This is a genomic window from Sphingobacterium sp. SGL-16, assembly GCF_011043515.1.
Lineage (GTDB): Bacteria > Bacteroidota > Bacteroidia > Sphingobacteriales > Sphingobacteriaceae > Sphingobacterium > Sphingobacterium litopenaei.
In genome coordinates this window covers 1-19858 of sequence record NZ_JAAKGQ010000061.1, presented here as the reverse complement: position 1 = coordinate 19858, position 19858 = coordinate 1, and the positions used below count along the sequence as shown (strand labels likewise).

General features: G+C 34.4%; 25 protein-coding genes, 4 tRNA genes and 1 pseudogene. 25 read left to right on the top strand and 5 right to left on the bottom strand.

What is annotated here, in order from left to right; all coding sequences use genetic code 11:
* Window positions 1–72: 72 nt before the first annotated feature.
* The 5 genes from G5B32_RS15225 to G5B32_RS15205 form a co-directional block, all read right to left on the bottom strand.
* Window positions 73–148, bottom strand: a tRNA-Thr gene (locus tag G5B32_RS15225).
* Between the two features lie 9 nt (window positions 149–157).
* Window positions 158–238 (bottom strand) — tRNA-Tyr (locus tag G5B32_RS15220).
* 24 nt (window positions 239–262) lie between these two features.
* A tRNA-Thr gene (locus G5B32_RS15215) sits at window positions 263–335 on the bottom strand.
* Window positions 336–355: 20 nt separating this feature from the next.
* A tRNA-Thr gene (locus G5B32_RS15210) sits at window positions 356–428 on the bottom strand.
* A gap of 130 nt (window positions 429–558) precedes the next feature.
* Window positions 559–1290 (bottom strand): SIMPL domain-containing protein, encoded by a 732-nt coding sequence (locus G5B32_RS15205; protein WP_165292354.1) that lies wholly within the window; start codon window positions 1288–1290, stop codon window positions 559–561.
* A 117-nt stretch (window positions 1291–1407) separates the two neighbouring features.
* Here G5B32_RS15205 and G5B32_RS15200 point away from each other — a divergent pair, with 117 nt between their 5' ends.
* The 25 genes and pseudogenes from G5B32_RS15200 to G5B32_RS17385 all read left to right on the top strand — a co-directional run bounded on the left by G5B32_RS15200 (window position 1408) and on the right by G5B32_RS17385 (window position 19786).
* Window positions 1408–4245: a prolyl oligopeptidase family serine peptidase gene (locus G5B32_RS15200; protein ID WP_165292353.1), complete on the top strand. Its 2838-nt coding sequence runs from the start codon at window positions 1408–1410 to the stop codon at window positions 4243–4245.
* Window positions 4246–4646: 401 nt separating this feature from the next.
* On the top strand, window positions 4647–6836 hold the full coding sequence (locus tag G5B32_RS15195; RefSeq protein ID WP_165292352.1) for a glutamine synthetase III: 2190 nt from the start codon (window positions 4647–4649) through the stop codon (window positions 6834–6836).
* 94 nt (window positions 6837–6930) lie between these two features.
* The gene (gene kdsB / locus G5B32_RS15190; protein WP_165292351.1) at window positions 6931–7674 is read left to right on the top strand and encodes a 3-deoxy-manno-octulosonate cytidylyltransferase; all 744 of its coding nucleotides are present in this window, start codon (window positions 6931–6933) and stop codon (window positions 7672–7674) included.
* A 394-nt stretch (window positions 7675–8068) separates the two neighbouring features.
* The gene (locus G5B32_RS15185; protein WP_165292350.1) at window positions 8069–8914 is read left to right on the top strand and encodes a helix-turn-helix domain-containing protein; all 846 of its coding nucleotides are present in this window, start codon (window positions 8069–8071) and stop codon (window positions 8912–8914) included.
* 91 nt (window positions 8915–9005) lie between these two features.
* Window positions 9006–9140, top strand: a complete 135-nt coding sequence (locus G5B32_RS17500) for a hypothetical protein (RefSeq protein WP_262886438.1) — start codon at window positions 9006–9008, stop codon at window positions 9138–9140.
* A 29-nt stretch (window positions 9141–9169) separates the two neighbouring features.
* A complete protein-coding gene (locus G5B32_RS17745) occupies window positions 9170–9421 on the top strand; it encodes a redoxin domain-containing protein (RefSeq protein ID WP_206366922.1) in 252 nt (83 codons plus the stop codon).
* A 20-nt stretch (window positions 9422–9441) separates the two neighbouring features.
* Window positions 9442–9606 (top strand): hypothetical protein, encoded by a 165-nt coding sequence (locus tag G5B32_RS15175; RefSeq protein ID WP_165292349.1) that lies wholly within the window; start codon window positions 9442–9444, stop codon window positions 9604–9606.
* Window positions 9607–9609: 3 nt separating this feature from the next.
* Window positions 9610–10044: a hypothetical protein gene (locus tag G5B32_RS15170; RefSeq protein ID WP_165292348.1), complete on the top strand. Its 435-nt coding sequence runs from the start codon at window positions 9610–9612 to the stop codon at window positions 10042–10044.
* 150 nt (window positions 10045–10194) lie between these two features.
* Window positions 10195–10734, top strand: coding sequence for a Crp/Fnr family transcriptional regulator (locus G5B32_RS15165; protein ID WP_165292347.1), 540 nt, complete (start codon window positions 10195–10197; stop codon window positions 10732–10734).
* Between the two features lie 76 nt (window positions 10735–10810).
* Entirely contained in the window at window positions 10811–11311 is a 501-nt protein-coding gene (locus tag G5B32_RS15160) for an NAD(P)H-dependent oxidoreductase (RefSeq protein WP_206366921.1), read from the top strand.
* A 404-nt stretch (window positions 11312–11715) separates the two neighbouring features.
* Window positions 11716–12255, top strand: a pseudogene (locus G5B32_RS15155) (FMN-binding negative transcriptional regulator); the annotation flags it as partial.
* 54 nt (window positions 12256–12309) lie between these two features.
* Window positions 12310–13104 (top strand): SDR family oxidoreductase, encoded by a 795-nt coding sequence (locus G5B32_RS15150; protein WP_165292346.1) that lies wholly within the window; start codon window positions 12310–12312, stop codon window positions 13102–13104.
* 54 nt (window positions 13105–13158) lie between these two features.
* Window positions 13159–13752 carry a class I SAM-dependent DNA methyltransferase gene (locus G5B32_RS15145; protein WP_165292345.1) on the top strand — a complete coding sequence of 198 codons (594 nt, stop codon included), beginning with the start codon at window positions 13159–13161 and terminating at the stop codon, window positions 13750–13752.
* A 99-nt stretch (window positions 13753–13851) separates the two neighbouring features.
* The gene (locus G5B32_RS17395; protein WP_223815372.1) at window positions 13852–14013 is read left to right on the top strand and encodes a hypothetical protein; all 162 of its coding nucleotides are present in this window, start codon (window positions 13852–13854) and stop codon (window positions 14011–14013) included.
* Window positions 13991–14233, top strand: coding sequence for a GNAT family N-acetyltransferase (locus G5B32_RS17390; protein ID WP_240899073.1), 243 nt, complete (start codon window positions 13991–13993; stop codon window positions 14231–14233). Before G5B32_RS17395 ends, G5B32_RS17390 begins: the two co-directional genes overlap by 23 nt.
* 198 nt (window positions 14234–14431) lie before the next feature.
* On the top strand, window positions 14432–15043 hold the full coding sequence (locus G5B32_RS15135) for a Crp/Fnr family transcriptional regulator (protein ID WP_165292344.1): 612 nt from the start codon (window positions 14432–14434) through the stop codon (window positions 15041–15043).
* Window positions 15044–15132: 89 nt separating this feature from the next.
* Entirely contained in the window at window positions 15133–15561 is a 429-nt protein-coding gene (locus G5B32_RS15130; RefSeq protein WP_165292343.1) for an SRPBCC domain-containing protein, read from the top strand.
* A gap of 354 nt (window positions 15562–15915) precedes the next feature.
* Entirely contained in the window at window positions 15916–16377 is a 462-nt protein-coding gene (locus G5B32_RS15125; RefSeq protein ID WP_165292342.1) for a hypothetical protein, read from the top strand.
* A gap of 151 nt (window positions 16378–16528) precedes the next feature.
* On the top strand, window positions 16529–16951 hold the full coding sequence (gene arr / locus G5B32_RS15120; RefSeq protein WP_165292341.1) for an NAD(+)--rifampin ADP-ribosyltransferase: 423 nt from the start codon (window positions 16529–16531) through the stop codon (window positions 16949–16951).
* Window positions 16952–17050: 99 nt separating this feature from the next.
* The gene (locus G5B32_RS15115) at window positions 17051–17455 is read left to right on the top strand and encodes a DinB family protein (protein WP_206366920.1); all 405 of its coding nucleotides are present in this window, start codon (window positions 17051–17053) and stop codon (window positions 17453–17455) included.
* A gap of 150 nt (window positions 17456–17605) precedes the next feature.
* Window positions 17606–18001: a DUF1801 domain-containing protein gene (locus G5B32_RS15110; RefSeq protein WP_165292339.1), complete on the top strand. Its 396-nt coding sequence runs from the start codon at window positions 17606–17608 to the stop codon at window positions 17999–18001.
* A gap of 2 nt (window positions 18002–18003) precedes the next feature.
* Window positions 18004–18357, top strand: coding sequence for an MmcQ/YjbR family DNA-binding protein (locus G5B32_RS15105; protein WP_165292338.1), 354 nt, complete (start codon window positions 18004–18006; stop codon window positions 18355–18357).
* Window position 18358: 1 nt separating this feature from the next.
* A complete protein-coding gene (locus G5B32_RS15100) occupies window positions 18359–18907 on the top strand; it encodes a dihydrofolate reductase family protein (protein ID WP_165292337.1) in 549 nt (182 codons plus the stop codon).
* A gap of 73 nt (window positions 18908–18980) precedes the next feature.
* On the top strand, window positions 18981–19490 hold the full coding sequence (locus G5B32_RS15095) for an SRPBCC domain-containing protein (protein WP_165292336.1): 510 nt from the start codon (window positions 18981–18983) through the stop codon (window positions 19488–19490).
* 41 nt (window positions 19491–19531) lie between these two features.
* Window positions 19532–19786, top strand: coding sequence for a DUF4180 domain-containing protein (locus G5B32_RS17385; protein ID WP_317166120.1), 255 nt, complete (start codon window positions 19532–19534; stop codon window positions 19784–19786).
* Window positions 19787–19858 lie beyond the last annotated feature (72 nt).

Below are 19858 nucleotides of genomic sequence, written 5' to 3'. Positions count from 1 at the left end.
GGTATGACCCCGAGATTCCTACAACGTTAGTAGAAAACAAAAAGCTCAACTTCAATGAAGTTGAGCTTTTATTGGAGCCTCTTATCGGGATCGAACCAATGACCTACTGATTACAAGTCAGTTGCTCTACCAGCTGAGCTAAAGAGGCCTTTTGGAGTGGAGGGAGAAGGATTCGAACCTTCGAAGCCGAAGCAACGGATTTACAGTCCGTCCCATTTGACCGCTCTGGAACCCCTCCAGACCTGTGATTTCTCACATTTAGAGCCTCCTATCGGAATCGAACCAATGACCTACTGATTACAAGTCAGTTGCTCTACCAGCTGAGCTAAGGAGGCGACCTTAGTATTTTATTCTGAGCCTCTTATCGGAATCGAACCAATGACCTACTGATTACAAGTCAGTTGCTCTACCAGCTGAGCTAAAGAGGCTTACTGTTTCAGAACGTGTGCAAATATCTAAAGATGATTCCAATATTCCAAATATTTCCACCGTAAAAACCGCACTCAAACAGTAATAAACTGAATATCAAATGAATTTTTTAATAAAAAACTTTAATTTTTATTGCCCGTAGCTCACTTTAACGGTGATATTAGCTGTTTTAGCACGTGAAGTCGTATTGAATACCCCACCATAAGAAAAGTCTTCATTGTTGTTTTGTCCTGTAATTTGGAATACGCCCAAATCTGCTTTTAGCAAAGACCCCAAACTACTCCCCGATTCTTTGGCTATATTTTCTGCACGAACTTTTGCATTTTGGGAAGCTTCAGCAATTAACGCTAATTTCAAATCTTCTAATTTCGAATAATAATAGTTCGGGGCATTGGAAGCCAATTCCACACCTTGAGAAATTAAAGCTGATATCTCACGTGAAGCATTATCCACTTTATCCAAGTCCCTAGATTCTACACTTACAGTTTGATTGAGGCTATAGCCTGTGAATGTATTGTAGCTGTTTCCTCTTTCGTCGGTGTGATAACTAAAATCTCGGATGATACTCACCGCATCAAAAACAATTTCATTTTCTTTGATACCTTTTTGAATCAAGAAGTTTTTGACCAAATCACGATCTTGTTTCACCTGTTCTGAAGCTTCGCTCAAATTCATTGATTTGCGACTATATGAAGCCGACCATTTCACAATGTCCGATTCAAAATCTTTCTTCGCATTTCCCGTTACATTGATAGTATTGTTGACTTTATATTTGTATTTATAGGCACTTCCCAATACACAAGCTGCACCAATTATCGCTATAGCAGCAATAATACTGACGATTACGGTTGTAGATTTCATAATTATTTTAACTTTTTTAAGTATATAACGTATTAAATATAATTAACGTGCCAAAATTGTTGCAAAATCCTAAGTATATAATCCATATTTTTATTGTTACAAACTTTAATAGCCCAAATGAAAACAACAACACTGACTTGTGCTCTTTTAGTTAGTGCAACTTTATCTGGATTTGCACAACAAAAGCCGCCTATTGATCATTCCGTATTTGATTCTTGGAAAAATATTTCTGCACAAAATTTTTCTAAAACTGGAAAATTCATTTACTATACTATTTCACCTCAAGAAGGTGATGCCGTAACCGAATTAAAAGATACAAAAAATAGCTTATTGTTTCGTTTGGAAAGAGGTAGTTCTCCCAAAATCACGGAAGATGAAAAGTTCTTTATAAGTAGTATTAAACCATATTATAAGGAAACGCGCGAAGCCAAGATTAAAAAGAAAAAACAGGATGAAATGCCGAAGGATTCGCTAGCAATATTTAATATACTGACCAAAGAATCCTTAAACTTAGGTGCTATAAAAAACTGGAAATCTCCTCGGCTGACCAAATCTTACATCGCCTATCAGCAAGAATTAGAACTTCCATCCAAACAAGATACGGTTTCAAAAGTAGTAAAAACAGATTCTTTAGCGACGAAAAGTCCAGCTAAAAAAGCTCCCGCTAAAAAAGAAACCGTATTGATATTGTACAATCTGCAATCCAAAGACACGGTGCAAATCTGGAAAGCGGATAGCTATTATTTCGATGATAATGAAAAATATTTAATCTTCTCTAAAAAGGGAGCGGATAAAGATACTTCAGGCGTAGCAGGATTATACTTATATGATTTAGCGAAAAAATCGCAAAAGAAAATCAGCAATGGAAAAGGCAATTACAAAAATATTAGTTTCGACGACCTTTCCCAACGTTTGGTTTTCTTAGCTGATAAGTCTAATGAAAAAGCGTTGATTAAAAACTTTAAAGTTTACAATTACAATGGTCAGACTGATACCGCCACAGTTCTAATAGACAAACAAAGTGCAGGAATTCCAGCAAATTGGTATGTATCAGGAGATGGGAATCTGTCTTTTAGTGCTGACGGCAAAAAGCTTTTGTTAGGACTCGCTCCTATTCCAAAGGTTAAGGATACAACCTTAGTAGACTTTGAACACGCTAAAGTGGATATTTGGCACTGGCAAGACGACTATCTCATGACGCAACAATTAGTCAATGTAGGGCGTGAACGTACCAAAAACTATGACGCGATTTATAATTTAGAAACTCAAAAATTGATTCCTTTAGTAGATGACAATTTTAGCAGAGTCTTCTTCACTAGCAACGGTACTGAAGAATGGGCGATTACCTCTCGGACTTCAAAAGAAAATAAAATCGCTACGCAATGGTCTATGTCTACGCCGCAAGATATTATTTTGGTGTCCACAAGTAATGGAAGCAAACGCGTAATTAAAGAAAATCATGTAGGTCAGGCTTATTTGTCACCCAATGCTACCCATGTGGTCTTCTATGATATGGAAAAATCTAGTTGGTCTGTATACGACATTGCTACGCAGATTGAAACTAGCCTATCCGAAGGGTTAACCGTTTCATTTGCCGACGAAACGAACGATATGCCAGCATATGCAGGTTCATATGGCTATGCAGGTTGGTCTGAAGATGGCAAAGGTATTTATATCAATGACCGATACGACATTTGGTATTTGAGTTTTGATGGTAAGACAAAATCAAATATTACGAATAATTATGGTCGTCAACATAAAGTGGTTTTACGCGCTCAAATATTTAGAAATAATGATCCGCGCAAACCTTCGAATGTAATTAATCCTAAGAAACAACTTTTGCTAACTTCTTTTAACGAAAAATCAAAAGAAAATGGATTCTTTAAATTGGATTTAACAAAGAAAAATGGGTTAAAAGAAGTTATTCAATCTAAAAACGTCTACAAAAGATTAATTTCTAACGAAGACCAAACAGTTTATGCTCTATCTAAAGAAAATTATGCAGAATATCCAGATTTATATTTGACAAAAGACTTTGTAAACCTCACCAAGCTTACAGATAGCAATCCACAACAGAAAAACTACAATTGGGGGACAGCAGAATTGGTCCAATGGACTACACCAAATGGATATGCTGCGGAAGGTATCTTGTATACACCAGAAAACTTCGATTCAAATAAGAAGTATCCAATCATCGCTTATTTTTACGAAACACATACTGAAGGATTATATAGCTACCACGAGCCTGCACCTACACCTTCACGTTTAATGATTTCGTATTTTGTGAGTAATGGATACTTGGTATTTTCTCCCGATATACGCTATAAAACTGGGCAACCAGGTAAAGATGCGGAAGAATATGTAAACTCAGGCATGAAATTCTTAGCGCAGAATCCTTGGGTAGATGAATCTAAAATGGCGATTCAAGGACAAAGCTGGGGTGGTTATCAAGTAGCGCATCTCATTACGCGTACGGATATGTATGCTGCAGCATGGACAGGCGCTCCTGTAGTAAATATGACGTCTGCTTATGGCGGTATTCGTTGGCAATCTGGTATGTCTAGACAATTCCAATACGAAAAAACTCAAAGCCGCTTAGGCGCTACATTGTGGGAAAACCGAGATTTATATATTGAGAATTCACCTTTATTCTTCTTGGATAGAGTAAAAACTCCAGTAGCTATTATGCACAACGACAATGATGGTGCTGTGCCATGGTATCAAGGTATTGAAATGTTTACAGCATTACGTCGTTTACAAAAACCTGTTTGGTTATTAAACTACAATGGTGACGAGCACAATTTGATGCAACGTCAAAATCGTAAAGACATTCAAAAACGTCAGGCTCAATTCTTTGATCACTTCTTGAAGGGAAAACCTGCAGCTGACTGGATCAAAAATGGTGTCAAAGCCATTGATAAAGGAATAGAATGGGGTCTTGAAGTGACGCAATAAAAATCATTTTTTACAGAATAAAAAGGTTCAGAATAATCTGAACCTTTTTATTTTTTACCCTAAACCTACCCTATCTTACCTCAGACTTTATCCTTGAAATTAGAAATCAATATTTTCTCCTACACAATTCACCAATATTAATATGTTTACATAATAAATTTTTTAATTACCATTTTCAGTAAGTGAGCACTCAAAAATCAATATTTTACAAATTTTAGCATCCAAAAATCAAATTTTACTCAAAAAATCATGATTTTTTAATACAAAAATCTACAAAAACATACTTTTTGATGATTTTTTTCAAAATTTTTCAAAAAAATTATAAAAATCTAAAACCAAAGTGTATTTTTGGTCATCATTAATCGAAATAGATAATAAAAATACAACCAAACAAACATAAGATGTCAAACTTCAGATTCGAAACCGTAAACGCTGCTGCCTCTAGAACAGCGTTACCAGAAGAAAAAGTAAGCACTAAAAGAGCAATTAACATTTATGGAAAGAATGTTTTCACTGCAGCTAAAATGCAAGCTTACTTGCCAAAAACTACTTTCAAAGAATTAAGCAAAGCTATCGAAGAAGGTTCTCCTATCTCACGTGAATTAGCTGATGTGATCTCACAAGCTATGAAAACTTGGGCTATCGAAAATGGCGCTTCTCACTATACACACTGGTTCCAGCCATTGACTGGTAGCACTGCTGAGAAACACGATGCTTTCTTCGAACCTGATGACAATGGAAATGCTATCGAGAAATTCACTGGTGATGCATTAGTACAACAAGAACCGGATGCTTCTTCATTCCCTAACGGTGGTATCCGTAACACATTCGAAGCGCGTGGTTATACAGCTTGGGATCCTACTTCTCCCGCATTCATCTACGAAACTCCTGCAGGTAAAACATTATGTATCCCTACAGTATTCGTTTCTTATACTGGTGAATCATTAGACTACAAAGCGCCTTTATTGAAAGCTGTAGCGGCAGTAGATAAAGCAGCAACTGACGTAGCGCAATATTTTGACAAACAAGTAACTAAAGTAAATGCCTCTTTAGGTATTGAACAAGAATATTTCTTAGTAGACTTAGCATTGTACCACGCACGTCCAGACTTACAATTGACTGGTCGTACGTTATTCGGTCACATGTCTGCTAAAGGTCAACAATTAGAAGACCACTATTTCGGAGCTATCCCTGAGCGCGTATTAGCATTCATGGTAGATTTAGAAAACGAAGCTTTGAAATTAGGTATTCCATTGAAAACTCGTCACAACGAGGTTGCTCCTTCTCAATTTGAGTGTGCACCTATGTACGAAGAAATCAACTTGGCTATCGATCATAACCAATTGTTGATGAACTTAATGGAGCAAGTGGCTATCCGTCACAACTTCAAAGTGTTATTACACGAAAAACCTTACTCAGGTGTTAATGGTTCAGGTAAACACAACAACTGGTCATTAATCACAAATACAGGCGTAAACTTGTTGTCTCCAGGAAAAACTCCTAAAAACAACTTGATGTTCTTGACATTCTTCGTAAACACAATCAAAGCTGTTTATGAGTATGCAGACTTATTACGTGCTTCTATCGCGAGCCACTCAAATGACCACCGTCTAGGTGCTAACGAAGCTCCTCCTGCTATCATCTCTATCTTCTTAGGTTCTCAATTAGACGAAATCTTAGAAGAAGTGGAATCAGCACGCGTAGCGAAGAAAGTAAAAGCGGAAACTAACTTGTGGCATGGTATCCCTAAAATCCCTGAATTGAGATTGGATACTACTGACCGTAACCGTACTTCACCTTTCGCATTCACTGGTAACAAATTCGAATTCCGTGCAGTAGGTTCTTCAGCTAACTCAGCATTGCCAATGACTATTTTGAACGCTATCGTAGCGGCTCAATTGATCGAATTCAAAGCTGAAGTTGACAAACAAATCAAAAAAGGAACGAAAAAAGATCTTGCTATCTTGAACGTAGTTCGCAAATACATCAAAGATTCTAAAGCTATCCGTTTCGAAGGTAATGGTTATAGCGATGAGTGGGCTGCTGAAGCTGAAGCTAGAGGCTTGTCTAACATCAAATCTACACCTAGAGCATTAGACGTATATGTAAAAGAAGAGTCTTTAGAGTTATTCGAAAGATTAGGCATCTACTCTAAACGCGAATCAGAAGCTCGTCACGAGATCTTGTTAGAAAACTTCTACAAAAAACTTCAAATCGAAGCGCGTGTGATCGGTGAAGTAGTAAACAGCCAAATCGCTCCTGCTGCATTCACTTACCAAAATGAGTTGATCCAAAACGTTAAAGGTCTTCAAGATTTAGGTTTGAGCAAAGAAGCTTACTCTTCTCAATTGAACTTAGTAGAGCGTATCTCTAAACATACAAACATTATCCTAGAGAAAGCTGAAGCTATGCGTCAAGAGCGTAAAAAAGCTAACAACATCGAAGATGTTCGTGAGAAATCTATCGCTTATGATGAAGTAGTAAAACCTTATTTTGATGAAATCCGTTACCACGTCAACAAATTGGAAAAAATCATTGACGATGCGAAATGGCCTTTACCAAAATTACGTGAGTTATTATTCATTCACTAGTAGCTAATCAACCTTAATATAATTCAAATCGAAGTAGCCTGCATTTTTGCGGGCTACTTTTTTTGTTTTCAATATTAATCCCTAAATTTCCGATATGAAAATTATCGGTATTATTCCTGCTCGATACGATTCGAGTCGATTTCCTGGAAAACCTCTTATAGATATTGCTGGACAAAGCATGATACAACGCGTGTATCAACAGGCTAAACATGCTACTTCCCTATCGGAAGTGATTGTAGCCACAGATGACCAACGTATATATGATCATGTGAAGAGTTTTGCAGGCAATGTGATGATGACCAACAAAGATCACCAATCGGGTACTGATCGTTGTGCGGAGGTAGCAGCTAGTCTAGTTGGTTTTGATGTAGCTATTAATATTCAAGGAGATGAACCTTTTATCGATCCACAACAGATTGACCTTCTAGCTTCTTGCTTTGGTAAAGCAGACACCGAAATTGCTACTCTAATACGCCGTGTAGAATCAGAGGATGAACTTTTCAATGAGAACAAGCCAAAAGTGGTATTAAACAGAAAAGGTGAAGCCGTTTACTTTTCGAGACAAGCTGTTCCATTTTTGCGCGGTGTAAAACAGAACGAATGGTTAGCCCACAGACCGTATTACAATCATATCGGCATTTATGGGTATCGAATCGATATCTTACAACAATTGACCGCTCTTCCTCTATCCGACTTAGAAACAATGGAGGCACTAGAGCAGTTACGCTGGATAGATAATGGCTATAAAATTCAAACAGCTATATCTTCGCACTCCAATGATGCAATCGATACTCCCGATGACCTTAAACATGTACTAAACAAGTACTTTAATAAATAAGAATACTATTGCGCATTTTGAATATTATTTTCTATGATTAGGATATTTACAATACAAAATGCGCTTTAAAAAACCAATTAACAGACAATATTCCAAAATTTACCGTATAAGGGTATAAGTTTAATTTTAGAGTCAATTGCGTATATTTAATAATTAGTCGGCAATTATTCCGAATGAAAGAGGTAAATTTCAGTGATTATCATATAACTGATAACTACCTCTATCCTCGATTTTGCAAATGCCTTTTATATTTTCTTTTAAATTTAAAAAATAATAAAAAGCTGTTGCTTAGGTTAGTGCAAAATTGAATGTTTCGACTTTCTAATTCGTCACTTCGCCAAGCTAAAAACGTAAGCTGTAAACCTATTACGCCACCCAAACTTGAATCTAACTGATGATAATAGACAGAAAACACTTTAACTTAAAAAACAAATGTGTCATTGAAAAATTACACATCAAAACACCTTTTCGATATGGTGCGGTTTTTCAAAATGAAGCCTGCTTTTTATATATTAAAGATGGTGATAGCACACTAAATTCGCCGATTGAAAACTTAAACTTAAATGTTTCAGAAAGTGTGCTGCTGAAATGTGGCAACTATTTTGCAGACCTTATGCAAAAATCTAAACATAAAAATTGTGAAATTTTCGTAATACATCTTCATAAGGACATTCTACAAGAGTTATACAAAGACGAAGTGCCAAGTTTTATTAAATCTAATGGAAACAATCCTTTCGTTCAAAAAATTGAAAAACAAAACATAATCGATCACTTTATTACAAGTCTGGAATTTTACTTTCAAAATCCAGTTTTGGTGAACGATGAATTATTGAAACTTAAAATCAAAGAACTCCTACTTTTACTACTTCAAACAAACAATGCGGACAACATTATCAGTTTGTTTTCTCACCTATTCACACCCCGACAGGCAAACTTTAAGGAAATCATTCAAGCCCATTTATTTTCAAACATCACGATACCCGAATTGGCCATTCTTTCTGGCCGAAGTTTATCTACTTTTAAAAGAGATTTTGAAAGCTATTTTAACGACACTCCTGCCAATTATCTGAAAAACCAAAAACTTTTAAAGGCAAATGAATTATTAGCATCGACTGATTTTTCTGTTAGGGAAATATGCTATGCAGTCGGATTTAGCGATACCTCTCATTTTACCAAATTATTTAAATGGAGATACAATTCAACACCTTCCAATTTCCGAAAGTGTCAAGTTTTAAAATAACCAAAGGAACTTCTTTTCTATTTTTTGGACTTTTTAACCAATTCATCTTTCTCGAATAGCTGCAATTTTGCCTTGATTAAAAAGACAAAATATGTACACAATGAGATGCCTAGCCTTTGCCATTTCCCAGTTATTATTCCATAATATGGCGTACGGTCAGCGACTAAATATTGCAGATAAAGCAGCCGATTTTGAAGCCATTGATACACAAATGGAGAATACATAAATCTAAGCAACTATAAAGGAAAAAAAGTATTGATTGCTTTTTTCAGGTATGCAGGTTGTCCTGTGTGCAATTATAGGGTTCACGAGCTTATCGAAAATTATGATAAAATTCAATCCAAGGGATACAACATAATTGCTGTTTTTGAATCGGACAACAAAGTTTTAAAAGATTATCTCATTGAAACTCCAATACTATTTCTAGTAATAGGCGATCCTAAATTTGCCCTTTATAAAAAGTATGCAGTCGAAAAATCTTTTTGGAAAATACTTAGATCTGCTTAAAAAAACAACCAAAGGAAGCAATGAAAAAAGGGAATAAATTATTCCAAAGAAAAATCAAACGAGATGGGAGTTTAACAAGATTGCCTGCCGATTTTATTATAGATGAAAATGGAATAATAAAAGCCGTGCATTACGGAACAAATATAGAAGACCATTTGCCAATTACAGAAATTCTAAACAATTAAAATATGAAATACACAAAAATTACAACTTGGTTTTTAGCTATAGCTATGTTTATGTTTGGCATTCTGAAATTTGTAAATCCATTCAAAGGTTGGTACACTGTTCAGATTGTAAATAGTGGTTTAGGACAAATATCTTATTCCATGGGTATAATGGGAGAAATTGCGGTAGGTGTAGCACTATTTTTCTGCTTAATCAATGGACAGAGAATTTCAAAGAAATTGTATATTTTTTTGACAACTATTTCCTTCTTGACAATCATCATAATGATGCTCACAGGCGTTTTTGTACACCTACATCCAAACGTACCCGCTGATGTATTGCCACTTAAAATTAAACCGCCGTATATTCCGCTATTCTTTTTAGTGGTTGCTTTGTCAAACATTTACTTATTAATAAATCGAAATACACAAAAGACCGAAGGCAGGCCTAACAGTTAACATAACCTACAGGCAAGCAAAAGGTTTCGTGCTTCGCAGGACAAAAAATTGCTATATTTGAAATTCAGTTTTTCGCAAGTAGTTCAGTGGTAAAATTCCTGCTTGCTTGTAGCCCCAAAACTTTATCGCTAATTCTTGAAACTTCATCAAATGGAACAGAAATCTCAAAAAACAAACAATTGGGAAATATTTAAGCCCTACTTCAAACAGATTGAAGTTCCAGCTCGACAAGTTCTTTTGCGTGAAGGAGAGATTTCAAGGAAAATGTTCTTTATAGAGAAAGGTTGCATACGTACTTGGATAAACAGTGATGGCAAAGAAATCACTACACAATTTTTCTTTGAAGACGATAGCGTATCGTCTATTGAGAGCTTCAGAACCAATCAACCAAGTTTGTATAGTATTGAAACGATTGAACCTGCTATTGTACAAACGATAACACAACAAGAATTTCAAACCATTATTGAGCAATCGCCCGAAATTAAAAAGCAGTTTGAAGAACATTTATTTAAACGTCTTTTTCAATCTCAACAATTGTTTTTTTCTTACCTTAAAAATTCTCCACAACAACGTTACGAAGAACTGATAACCACCTATCCTCATATTGTACAACGTGTTCCCCAACATTACATTGCCTCTTATTTGGGAATGACTTCTGTGTCTTTAAGTCGCATAAGAAATAGAAAATAAGTGTATTTATTAACAATTGTTATCGTGTAATAGATGAACCGCTTCTGATTTTTGTACTGTAATTTAAACAGTAAACATGAGAACAGTAATCGTATTTAATCACCCTTATCCAGAAAGCTACTGCAACGCTATTTTGGAATCCATAACAAAAGGGCTTCAAAAATCCGGTCAAGAAATAGACCTAATACATCTTGACCAGAACAATTTTAATCCAAGAATGACATCTGAAGATTTAAAGGCTTTCGTGGAACATAAAGCGGTTGACCCATTAGTCCTCGACTATCACGCAAGATTAAAAAAAGCCGAACATCTGGTATTCATTTTTCCCATTTGGTGGGATATTATGCCTGCTGCAACTAAAGGTTTTGTTGACCGAGTATTATCACCTGGTCTTGCATATGACCACCATCCACGAGGTTATGGATTAATTCCGTTATTAAAAAATCTAAAAACAATTACAGTTATCACTACAATGAATAAACCCAAAATAATGTATTCCCTTCTCATAGGAAATTTAATTAGCAAAGTAATGATTAAAAGCATCTTTAAATCAATGGGGTACAAAAATGTACGCTGAATAAGTTTTACATCCGTAAAAAGAGTAAGTCATAACAAACGTGTAAAATGGCTAGAAGAACTTGAACAAAGATTTTCAAAATAAATCCTTTGTCCTAAGTGGCGAGCTTTATATTATGAAGTAGCATTTATTAGCAATATTAAATATAACCATAAAGAAACCTTGTATAATATATTTCCGTTCTACTTTTATTGCTTGTATACGCTTAATTAAAATACGGAATAACCAAAAGTCTCAACTCTTTAAAGTACAACATTAACATACAAAAATCTTAAATTTAGAAAACAGAAATACTCACATAATTAAGAACCTGAAATTTCACTAAATACATGTACATTCCTTCTAGATTTAAGTTCACAAACAACAACGAAATTGTGTCATTTATGAAATGATATAGTTTTGCCACCATTATCACTACAAAAGATAATATTCCTATTGTTACACAATTGCCCTTCGTCATTAAACAAAAAGAGGACAAAGTTATTTTGTCTGGACATTTTGCATTAGCTAATGAGCAAGTAAATATTATAGAACACAACATTTCTTTAGTTATCTTTTCTGAGCCACACGCCTATATTTCACCCGCACATTACGATAAATCTGAAAGTGTCCCTACTTGGGATTATATTGCGGTACATGCCTATGGGAAAGCTAGAATCTTACACAAGACAGAAGAGAAGATGCAAGCTTTAGAAGACATGATTCATTTTTACGAAAAGGAATATTATAAACAATGGAAAAACCTCTCCGATAAATATATTCAAGGAATGTTGAAAGGAATTGTTGCATTTGAACTGGAAGTCACAGAAGTGCAAGGTCAACAAAAACTTAGTCAAAATAAATCTCAAGAGGAAATTGGTAGAATAGTACATCAGTTAGAAAATAGCGATTCGCAAACTGAAAAAGATTTAGCGGATTATATTTTAAAAGCTAACAAAATTTAATCCGATATTATACCATTGTTTGATTAAATTTAAGTAAATCAACCGCTAACAATTATGAATATTGTCATCACAGGCGCATCATCTGGAATAGGACTAACCATAGCAAAACATCTTGCTCATCTTGGCCATCAAGTTGTAGGAACAAGTCGTTACAAAGAAGGGGCATTTGAAAATTTTCATTTGTTAAAACTCGATGTTACAGATGATGCTTCTGTTGAAAAATTTGGTGACCAAATTTTGGAGAGACTCTCCCAAATAGATGTCCTTATAAACAATGCTGGTTACGTGATCGCTGGACCTATTGAGAATATTACGATTGAAGAAGCGAAGCAGCAATTAGACACCAATTATTTCGGACTTGTTCGTGTGACTCAACAGTTCCTACCCCACTTCAGAGCAAATAACATTGGTAAAATTATAAATATCTGTTCTTTGGCAGGACAAATAGGTATGCCTTTCCAGGCACATTATTCTGCGAGCAAATATGCCATAGAAGGTTTTACCGAAGCACTACGTTTGGAACTAGCCCCTTTTAATATTCAAGTTTGCAATATTAATCCTGGAGATTTTAGAACGAATATAACAGCCAATAGAAAAACAACTTCTCAAATTGATCCTGCTTATCTAAAACAATATGAACACTTTATAAAAATTTACGCTACTGAAGAAAATAATGGTGCAGACCCTCAAATAATAGCAGATTTGATTTCTTCACTACTTTACAAGAAGAAATTAAACGTGAGATATACAGTCGGTAAACTTTCACAAACCTCATCAGTATTTTTTAAACGCTTTTTCGGAGAACAGATATTTGAGCGGGTGCTCAAAATGATGTGGAAAATAGGATAAAAATTAATGCTGAAATACAAAATAGCCATCTTGTGAATCCATCTAAAGTGTACAATGAATAAAAATTCCTATAATAAAATAGTTGAGCAATGGCAGGAAGTTAGAGATACTGCCGAGATCAATACACCTATACTTGAGTTTGCAAAAAAATTACCTCATCATTCTCAAGTATTGGATATAGGATGCGGAACGGGAAAACCTATAGCCGCATTTTTAGCCTCAAAAGAATTCTATGTTACAGGAATTGATGTTGCCGAAAAGATGATCGAAAAAGCTCTGGAATTTCATCTGGATAACTCTGAATTCATAAACATTGATTTTCAACATTTTCAAACACCTAAAAAATTCGATGGTATAATTGCTTGGGATTCGCTTTTTCATCTACCAAAAGAGGCTCAATTGGATGTGTACGACAAAATAGCTGATCTTCTTAAACCAAATGGTTATTTTATGTTTACACACGGCACAATCGACAGTGAACACACCAATCCTATGTTTGGAGAAAATTTTTATTACAGTAGCCTTGAAAAGAATAAGGTTTTACAATTGATACATAAAGCAGGCATGGAATTAATTAAAACATGGGAAAATTTTAAAGAAGGAAAAGATGAAAGAGATTGGATTGTGTTGGCTAGAAAAGCTCTTTAAATCCTTTTGATATCCAATGATATATCAATGATAATATTTCAAAAATATAATTAAATTTAGAATTGTAATTATTTTATCAGCCTTAAACACTTTATCAATATGTTCACAGTCAAAAAAACATCATCTTCAGATGCGGATTTTCAAAAGTTAGCATGTGAACTCGATCAGGATTTAGCCATAAAAAATGGTGAGAAAAACGTATTCTTCGCGCAATACAACAAATCGGATGAATTAAATCATGTTGGTAGCTTATATCGATGAAGACCCAGTAGGATGTGGCGCACTAAAAGAATACGACACAACTATTATGGAAATAAAGCGAATGTATGTACATCCAAACCATCGAGGTAAAGGTTTATCAAAAGCTATTTTAATGGCTTTAACAACGTGGGCTAAAGAACTTGGCTACCTAAAATGTATACTCGAAACAGGCGAACAAATGACTGAGGCTATTGCTTTGTACAAAAGAAATGGTTTTTAAATTATTCCTAACTATGGTCAATATGCCGAGATCGAAGATAGCATTTGCTTCGAAAAACAATTGTGGAAGGCGTTGTAATTTACCCTGCCCTTCAATGGTATTAAATGGTATTAATAACTTTTTATTATAACAATTTTTCATACTTTAATAAACCAATATAAATAAGAGATTAATACATTTCATAATTACCTTTATATTATGCAAACACAGAGTATTCCTGATTTATCCCCGACACACTTATCACAGTTACAAGAAAGTATTCAAAACACATTTGGTATAATAAATACCCAGGAATTAAACCATATCATAGAGTTATTTAAGTGGAAGCCAATCAAAAAAGGTGAAATAATACTTCGAACTAATCAAAACTGCCAAGCGATGTACTTCATATTATCAGGTTACATACGTGTTTTCGTGGAGACTGCTGATAAAGAAGTTACGCAATGGATAGCTTACCAAAATTATTTCCTGACGGATTTAGCCAGTTTTATGTTTGACAAACCCGCCCGCTGGACGTTCCAAGCACTTACAGACGCAGAGGTGTATATGATTAATAAAGACGAATACAATCGAATAAAAGATTTTGTACCCACATGGCCAGAAATAGAACGCGTTTTCATTTGTCACTGCTTCACCACTTTAGAAGATCGCGTATTTAGCCATCTTTCCATGACAGCCGAAGAGCGCTACCATTATTTTTTTCAGAATAATAAAGAATTATTTAACCAGGTTCCTTTACAATATATAGCATCAATGCTGGGTATGACTGCCGAAACATTTAGTCGTATTCGTCGAAAATATCCATTTTAATTTCTTGATTTATATCAAGTGGCTACTGTCTTAAAAACATCAACTTTGTACTATTCAATTAACAAAGCATTTACCTAATACAAGACAGTATGAAAAAAGAAATTAAAACTGAAATTATCATTAATGCCACACCTAGTAAAGTTTGGGACATTCTACTGAATTTCGAAGCTTATCCCAGTTGGAATCCTTTTATCCAAACTATTAAAGGAAATCCTGAAGTGAATAATACCATTCAAGTCACTATTGCTCCTCCCGAAGGATCGAACATGACCTTCAAACCTATTATATTGGAGAATGAAACGAACAGAAAGTTGGTCTGGGAAGGTAAACTTTTTATACGCGGATTTTTTGACGGAAAACACCGTTTTGACCTTTTTGAAAATGAGGAGGGAACGACATCTTTTGTTCATTCCGAGGAATTTAGTGGATTATTGGTTGGATTATTCAATCTTGAAAAAACGAAACAAGGTTTCGTATTAATGAATGAAAGCTTAAAAAACAGAGCAGAATCAGATTAATTTAAATTTAAGTAATCAATATTTCTTAATGAAATTACAAAAACCCAAACAAAGAAACTTTAATTTCCTAATAATTCATTGATTTGTATACAAATAATATCATTACTTATTAAGCTTGTCATTATGAGAAGGAACATTCATAAGTCTTAAAAAATGATTTTTATTGTAGCATTCTACGTATTATCACGTTATAATATTGTACAGTTAATATTTTTTATTGTATAAATACTTATTTTTAGGTATTCTATACAAAATTGATAGACTTTTTAGTATATTTAGACTTTGTTAAGTCAGACGCAGAAATATAACTTAACATAAAAAAATCTACCAACTACCTTTAACAATGTGATTAATATGAAATTAATTCAACTCCAACCCAAAATGACGGATAGCATGCCCGATGATAAAATTGCGAAAGCATATCGGCGTTTGCATAAAGTTTTGGCAATAGCTGAAACAAAACCATTATCCGAATCTACCATTTCAAAAATCAATGAAAAAGTGCAGGAATTAAATGCTTCCACCAAGATTAATGGAGCTTTGTACCGATTAGTAAATTTAACAGAAAACGAAATTATAACTATTTTAGAACAAGACATTGACATCGTCCCAGTAGGTCATTACAGTAAAAAATGGACAGTCGTTGGAATTACACTTTATGGAATTCCTTTCGGAATAATACTAGGACTATTTACGCACAATATGGGTTTATTCGCCATTGGACTTCCAATAGGTTTAGCAATTGGAGCCTTAATAGGTCGCAGCAAAGATGCACAAGCGGCAGCACAAGGTCGACAATACGATATTGTGATCTAATGTATTTACAAATTAGAAATTAAAAACACGAAAGATTACATTACCCCTGGAACTATCTTTCGTGTTATTTCGTGCTTTTTTAGTTATAGATTGTGCGCAAAGAAATTATTATATAATTTTGCTTCACTGAATATTATTCCCTTTTAATATTATGTCTAATCAACAATCAGACCTTACTTCAAATTCAAAATCGCCAAGTGTCTTTGCACAGATTTATTTTCATGGAACTAAAGCGGATCTTCAATTAGGAGATTTTATTGTTCCAGGACATACCTCCAATTACGGTAAACAATTGCAGGCGAAGTATATTTTCCTTTCCGCAACATTGGACGCGGCTATTTGGGGAGCCGAGTTAGCTTTGGGCGAAAGTACAGAACGTATCTATTTGGTAGAACCTACTGGTTCTCTTGTGGATGATCCTGATCTAACAGACAAGAAATTCCCTGGTAACCCAACGCTATCTTATCGTACTACTTCTCCTCTACGTGTCGTTGGTGAAGTATCCAAATGGCAGGGGCACGCCCCAGAACAAGTCAAGGCGATGAAAGATACTTTACAAAAACTAAAAGATTAAGGAATTGATTCTTTGAATGATGAGCTAACCTAGTATATTTAACTTATTTAGATTAAGATGAAGGAAAAATTTATAAAGTTATTTAAGTATAACCAAGTTATGAATATTAAGGTCATAGATCTTCTTACGATTAATTACAACAAGATATCAGAAAAAGCTTTACTTCTACTTTCTCATACGCTGAATGCTCACCAAATATGGAACGCTCGAATTCAAAAAGAAAAAGAATTTGCGGTATGGCAATTAAATGATTGGAATTTTGTACGATCAATAAATGAAAACAATTACCAAAATACATTGAAGATTATAGAAAACGACGATTTAAATCGTATCGTAATTTATCATAATTCCAAAGGTGATCTATTCGAAAATAAGCTGGAAGATATACTTTTTCATGTCATCAATCACTCTACTTACCATCGCGCACAGATAGCCACAGAATGTCGTAGTAATGGCATCGAACCCTTGATATCTGATTATATTATGTTTAAAAGAGAGATATAATCTTATATAAGATACCCTTCCTTTCATGAATCATAATCTATAATATTTTTCTTTCCGAAACGCTCAAAATACTTAGCATAAGACAATTATAATTCCTTTAATCTATTGTAAATTAGTCATAACTTAATTTCTCCTATAATAAACAAGATTATGACCATCAATGAAATAGAAAGTTATGCTCAAAATTTTTCCGAAGAAGAAAAAGCGATTTGCAAAAACCTTTCTCAACACATCAATACGAATTTATCTTCCACAGAAAGTAAACTATGGCATGGACACCCCGTTTGGTTTATTGACGGCAATCCTATTGTTGGCTTTAGCAAAGAGAAAAAAGGTATAAGACTGATGTTTTGGAGTGGAAAGGACTTCGATGAAGAAGCATTGAATGTTCATGGGCACAAGTTTAAAGATGCCTCCATTTTCTTTAATTCCACTGAGGAAATCCAGGAGGAAGATTTCACACGCTGGCTTCATAAAGCAGAACAAATTCAATGGGACTACAAAAATATAGTTAAACGAAAAGGTGAATTAGTAAGATTAAAATAAATATGGTCAATTTAGAAAAGTTTCGAAAAATTGCATTAGCGTATCCAGAAGTAATGGAAGATACACATTTCGATAAAATATCATTTCGTGTCAAAAAGAAGATCTTCGCAACGTATAATCCTAAAAACAACCAAGCTTCTGTCAAACTTTCTCTATCTGATCAAGATCTATATGCATTAATCGATAAAAATACGATTTATGCGGTTCCAAATGCTTGGGGGAGGCAAGGTTGGACAATAGTAGAACTCAGTACAATTAAAGAAGAGATAATTACAGCTATTATACGAAGTGCGTATTGTCAAGTCGCTCCACCCAAACTTGCCAACTCATATCTTGATCAAAAAAATATCATGTGATATGGGAAATATTATTTGCGTAATAAATATGACGATTGATGGTAATTTTGATCATAACCAATCGTTACCCGATGAACATGTTCATGCGTACTATGCCAACTTGCTGAAAAAAGGAACTACAATATTGTACGGTCGCAAAACCTATGAACTCATGTTGTATTGGAAAGATGTACTGAAGAACAAAAACTCCGATTTTGAAAGTTATGCGTTTGCAAAAACGATACATGCTATCCAAAAAATTATATTTTCAAACACTTTACAAAGTACCAATTGGTCGACAGCTCAATTGGCCGATAGCACACTCATTGAAACAATAAAAAATCTAAAAGAAGAAAAAGATGCATTAGTGTATATCGGTAGTCGAAGCCTAATGCTACAGTTGTTAGCGCTAAAATTAATAGATGAAATACAACTTTGTATTCATCCTATGGTTAGTCCTATTGGAAGATTATTATTTGAAGGTCTGGAAAATCAGATTGTTTTCAAACAAAAACTAATCAAAACTTTGCCGGGTGGACATGTTGTCCTCTCGTTACTTCCAATTTATTAAATTATCAAAACAACCGCTATTTTCAATTGTTGAAGAGTAATAACAAACTGCTGAATACAATAAATATTCTATTATGAAAAGAGACTTAGCTTATGATTTTTTGATTGATATACCAACCAAAACCATAAAAATTAAGAAAGAATTTGCCGCAGACCCAAGTTTGGTTTGGCAAGCCTGGACCAGTTCGGACTGGTTAGATCAATGGTGGGGACCCAAACCTTGGCACGTCGAAACAAAAACGTTGGATTTCATTCCTAATAGCATTTGGCTTTACGCTATGGTTGGGCCAGAGGCCGAAAAACATTGGGCATTATCACAATATATTGAAATAAATGAAGGTCATTCTTTTAGTCATAAAGATGGATTCTGTGATGAAGATGGAATTATAAATCAAGATATGCCACAAAGCACTTGGAACGTCACGTTTACCCCGGCTGACAAGCACACGGTGGTGGATTGCATTATTACGTATGACAGCAAGGAAGCAATTGAAGGAGTATTAGAAATGGGTTTTCAAGAAGGAATATCCATGTGTTTGAAACAATTGGATGAACTTTTTGAACGCACTTCTCTAAACACTTAAGACCTTATGCAAATAAAAACACATGAACATAATAAGCTGAAATAATTGTTGAAGAAGTTGTTGAAGAAGTTGTCATTAATTCGATTGACGATGCCTTAGAGCTAATAGGAAATCTTTATTATGAGGGATATGCAAAGATAATCATATCTAAAAATAATATAACAGCAGATTTTTTTAATCTAAAAACCAAATTAGCTGGCGAAATATTACAAAAGTTTGCACAATATCAAATGCCACTTGTTATTGTAGGAGATTTTGAAAAATATAATAGCAATAGCCTGAGACTTTATTTATGAAAGTAATAAAAGCAAACAAATCAATTTTGTGGCAAACATTAATGAAATCTTATAAGAACTCTTAAAAACCAG

Bases quoted from the DNA above. Each gene is read 5' to 3' on its own strand.
- G5B32_RS15165 (WP_165292347.1), top strand. From the start codon at position 10,195: ATGGAACAGAAATCTCAAAAAACAAACAATTGGGAAATATTTAAGCCC.
- G5B32_RS15205 (WP_165292354.1), bottom strand. From the start codon at position 1,290: ATGAAATCTACAACCGTAATCGTCAGTATTATTGCTGCTATAGCGATA.
- arr (WP_165292341.1), top strand. From the start codon at position 16,529: ATGTCTAATCAACAATCAGACCTTACTTCAAATTCAAAATCGCCAAGT.
- G5B32_RS15100 (WP_165292337.1), top strand. From the start codon at position 18,359: ATGGGAAATATTATTTGCGTAATAAATATGACGATTGATGGTAATTTT.
- G5B32_RS15130 (WP_165292343.1), top strand. From the start codon at position 15,133: ATGAAAAAAGAAATTAAAACTGAAATTATCATTAATGCCACACCTAGT.
- G5B32_RS15170 (WP_165292348.1), top strand. From the start codon at position 9,610: ATGAAATACACAAAAATTACAACTTGGTTTTTAGCTATAGCTATGTTT.
- G5B32_RS15110 (WP_165292339.1), top strand. From the start codon at position 17,606: ATGACCATCAATGAAATAGAAAGTTATGCTCAAAATTTTTCCGAAGAA.
- G5B32_RS17500 (WP_262886438.1), top strand. From the start codon at position 9,006: ATGTACACAATGAGATGCCTAGCCTTTGCCATTTCCCAGTTATTATTC.
- G5B32_RS15145 (WP_165292345.1), top strand. From the start codon at position 13,159: ATGAATAAAAATTCCTATAATAAAATAGTTGAGCAATGGCAGGAAGTT.
- G5B32_RS15185 (WP_165292350.1), top strand. From the start codon at position 8,069: ATGATAATAGACAGAAAACACTTTAACTTAAAAAACAAATGTGTCATT.
- G5B32_RS15160 (WP_206366921.1), top strand. From the start codon at position 10,811: ATGAGAACAGTAATCGTATTTAATCACCCTTATCCAGAAAGCTACTGC.
- G5B32_RS15095 (WP_165292336.1), top strand. From the start codon at position 18,981: ATGAAAAGAGACTTAGCTTATGATTTTTTGATTGATATACCAACCAAA.
- G5B32_RS15200 (WP_165292353.1), top strand. From the start codon at position 1,408: ATGAAAACAACAACACTGACTTGTGCTCTTTTAGTTAGTGCAACTTTA.
- G5B32_RS15115 (WP_206366920.1), top strand. From the start codon at position 17,051: ATGAATATTAAGGTCATAGATCTTCTTACGATTAATTACAACAAGATA.
- G5B32_RS15150 (WP_165292346.1), top strand. From the start codon at position 12,310: ATGAATATTGTCATCACAGGCGCATCATCTGGAATAGGACTAACCATA.
- G5B32_RS17390 (WP_240899073.1), top strand. From the start codon at position 13,991: ATGTTGGTAGCTTATATCGATGAAGACCCAGTAGGATGTGGCGCACTA.
- G5B32_RS15175 (WP_165292349.1), top strand. From the start codon at position 9,442: ATGAAAAAAGGGAATAAATTATTCCAAAGAAAAATCAAACGAGATGGG.
- G5B32_RS15195 (WP_165292352.1), top strand. From the start codon at position 4,647: ATGTCAAACTTCAGATTCGAAACCGTAAACGCTGCTGCCTCTAGAACA.
- G5B32_RS15105 (WP_165292338.1), top strand. From the start codon at position 18,004: ATGGTCAATTTAGAAAAGTTTCGAAAAATTGCATTAGCGTATCCAGAA.
- G5B32_RS15125 (WP_165292342.1), top strand. From the start codon at position 15,916: ATGAAATTAATTCAACTCCAACCCAAAATGACGGATAGCATGCCCGAT.
- G5B32_RS15135 (WP_165292344.1), top strand. From the start codon at position 14,432: ATGCAAACACAGAGTATTCCTGATTTATCCCCGACACACTTATCACAG.
- kdsB (WP_165292351.1), top strand. From the start codon at position 6,931: ATGAAAATTATCGGTATTATTCCTGCTCGATACGATTCGAGTCGATTT.
- G5B32_RS17395 (WP_223815372.1), top strand. From the start codon at position 13,852: ATGTTCACAGTCAAAAAAACATCATCTTCAGATGCGGATTTTCAAAAG.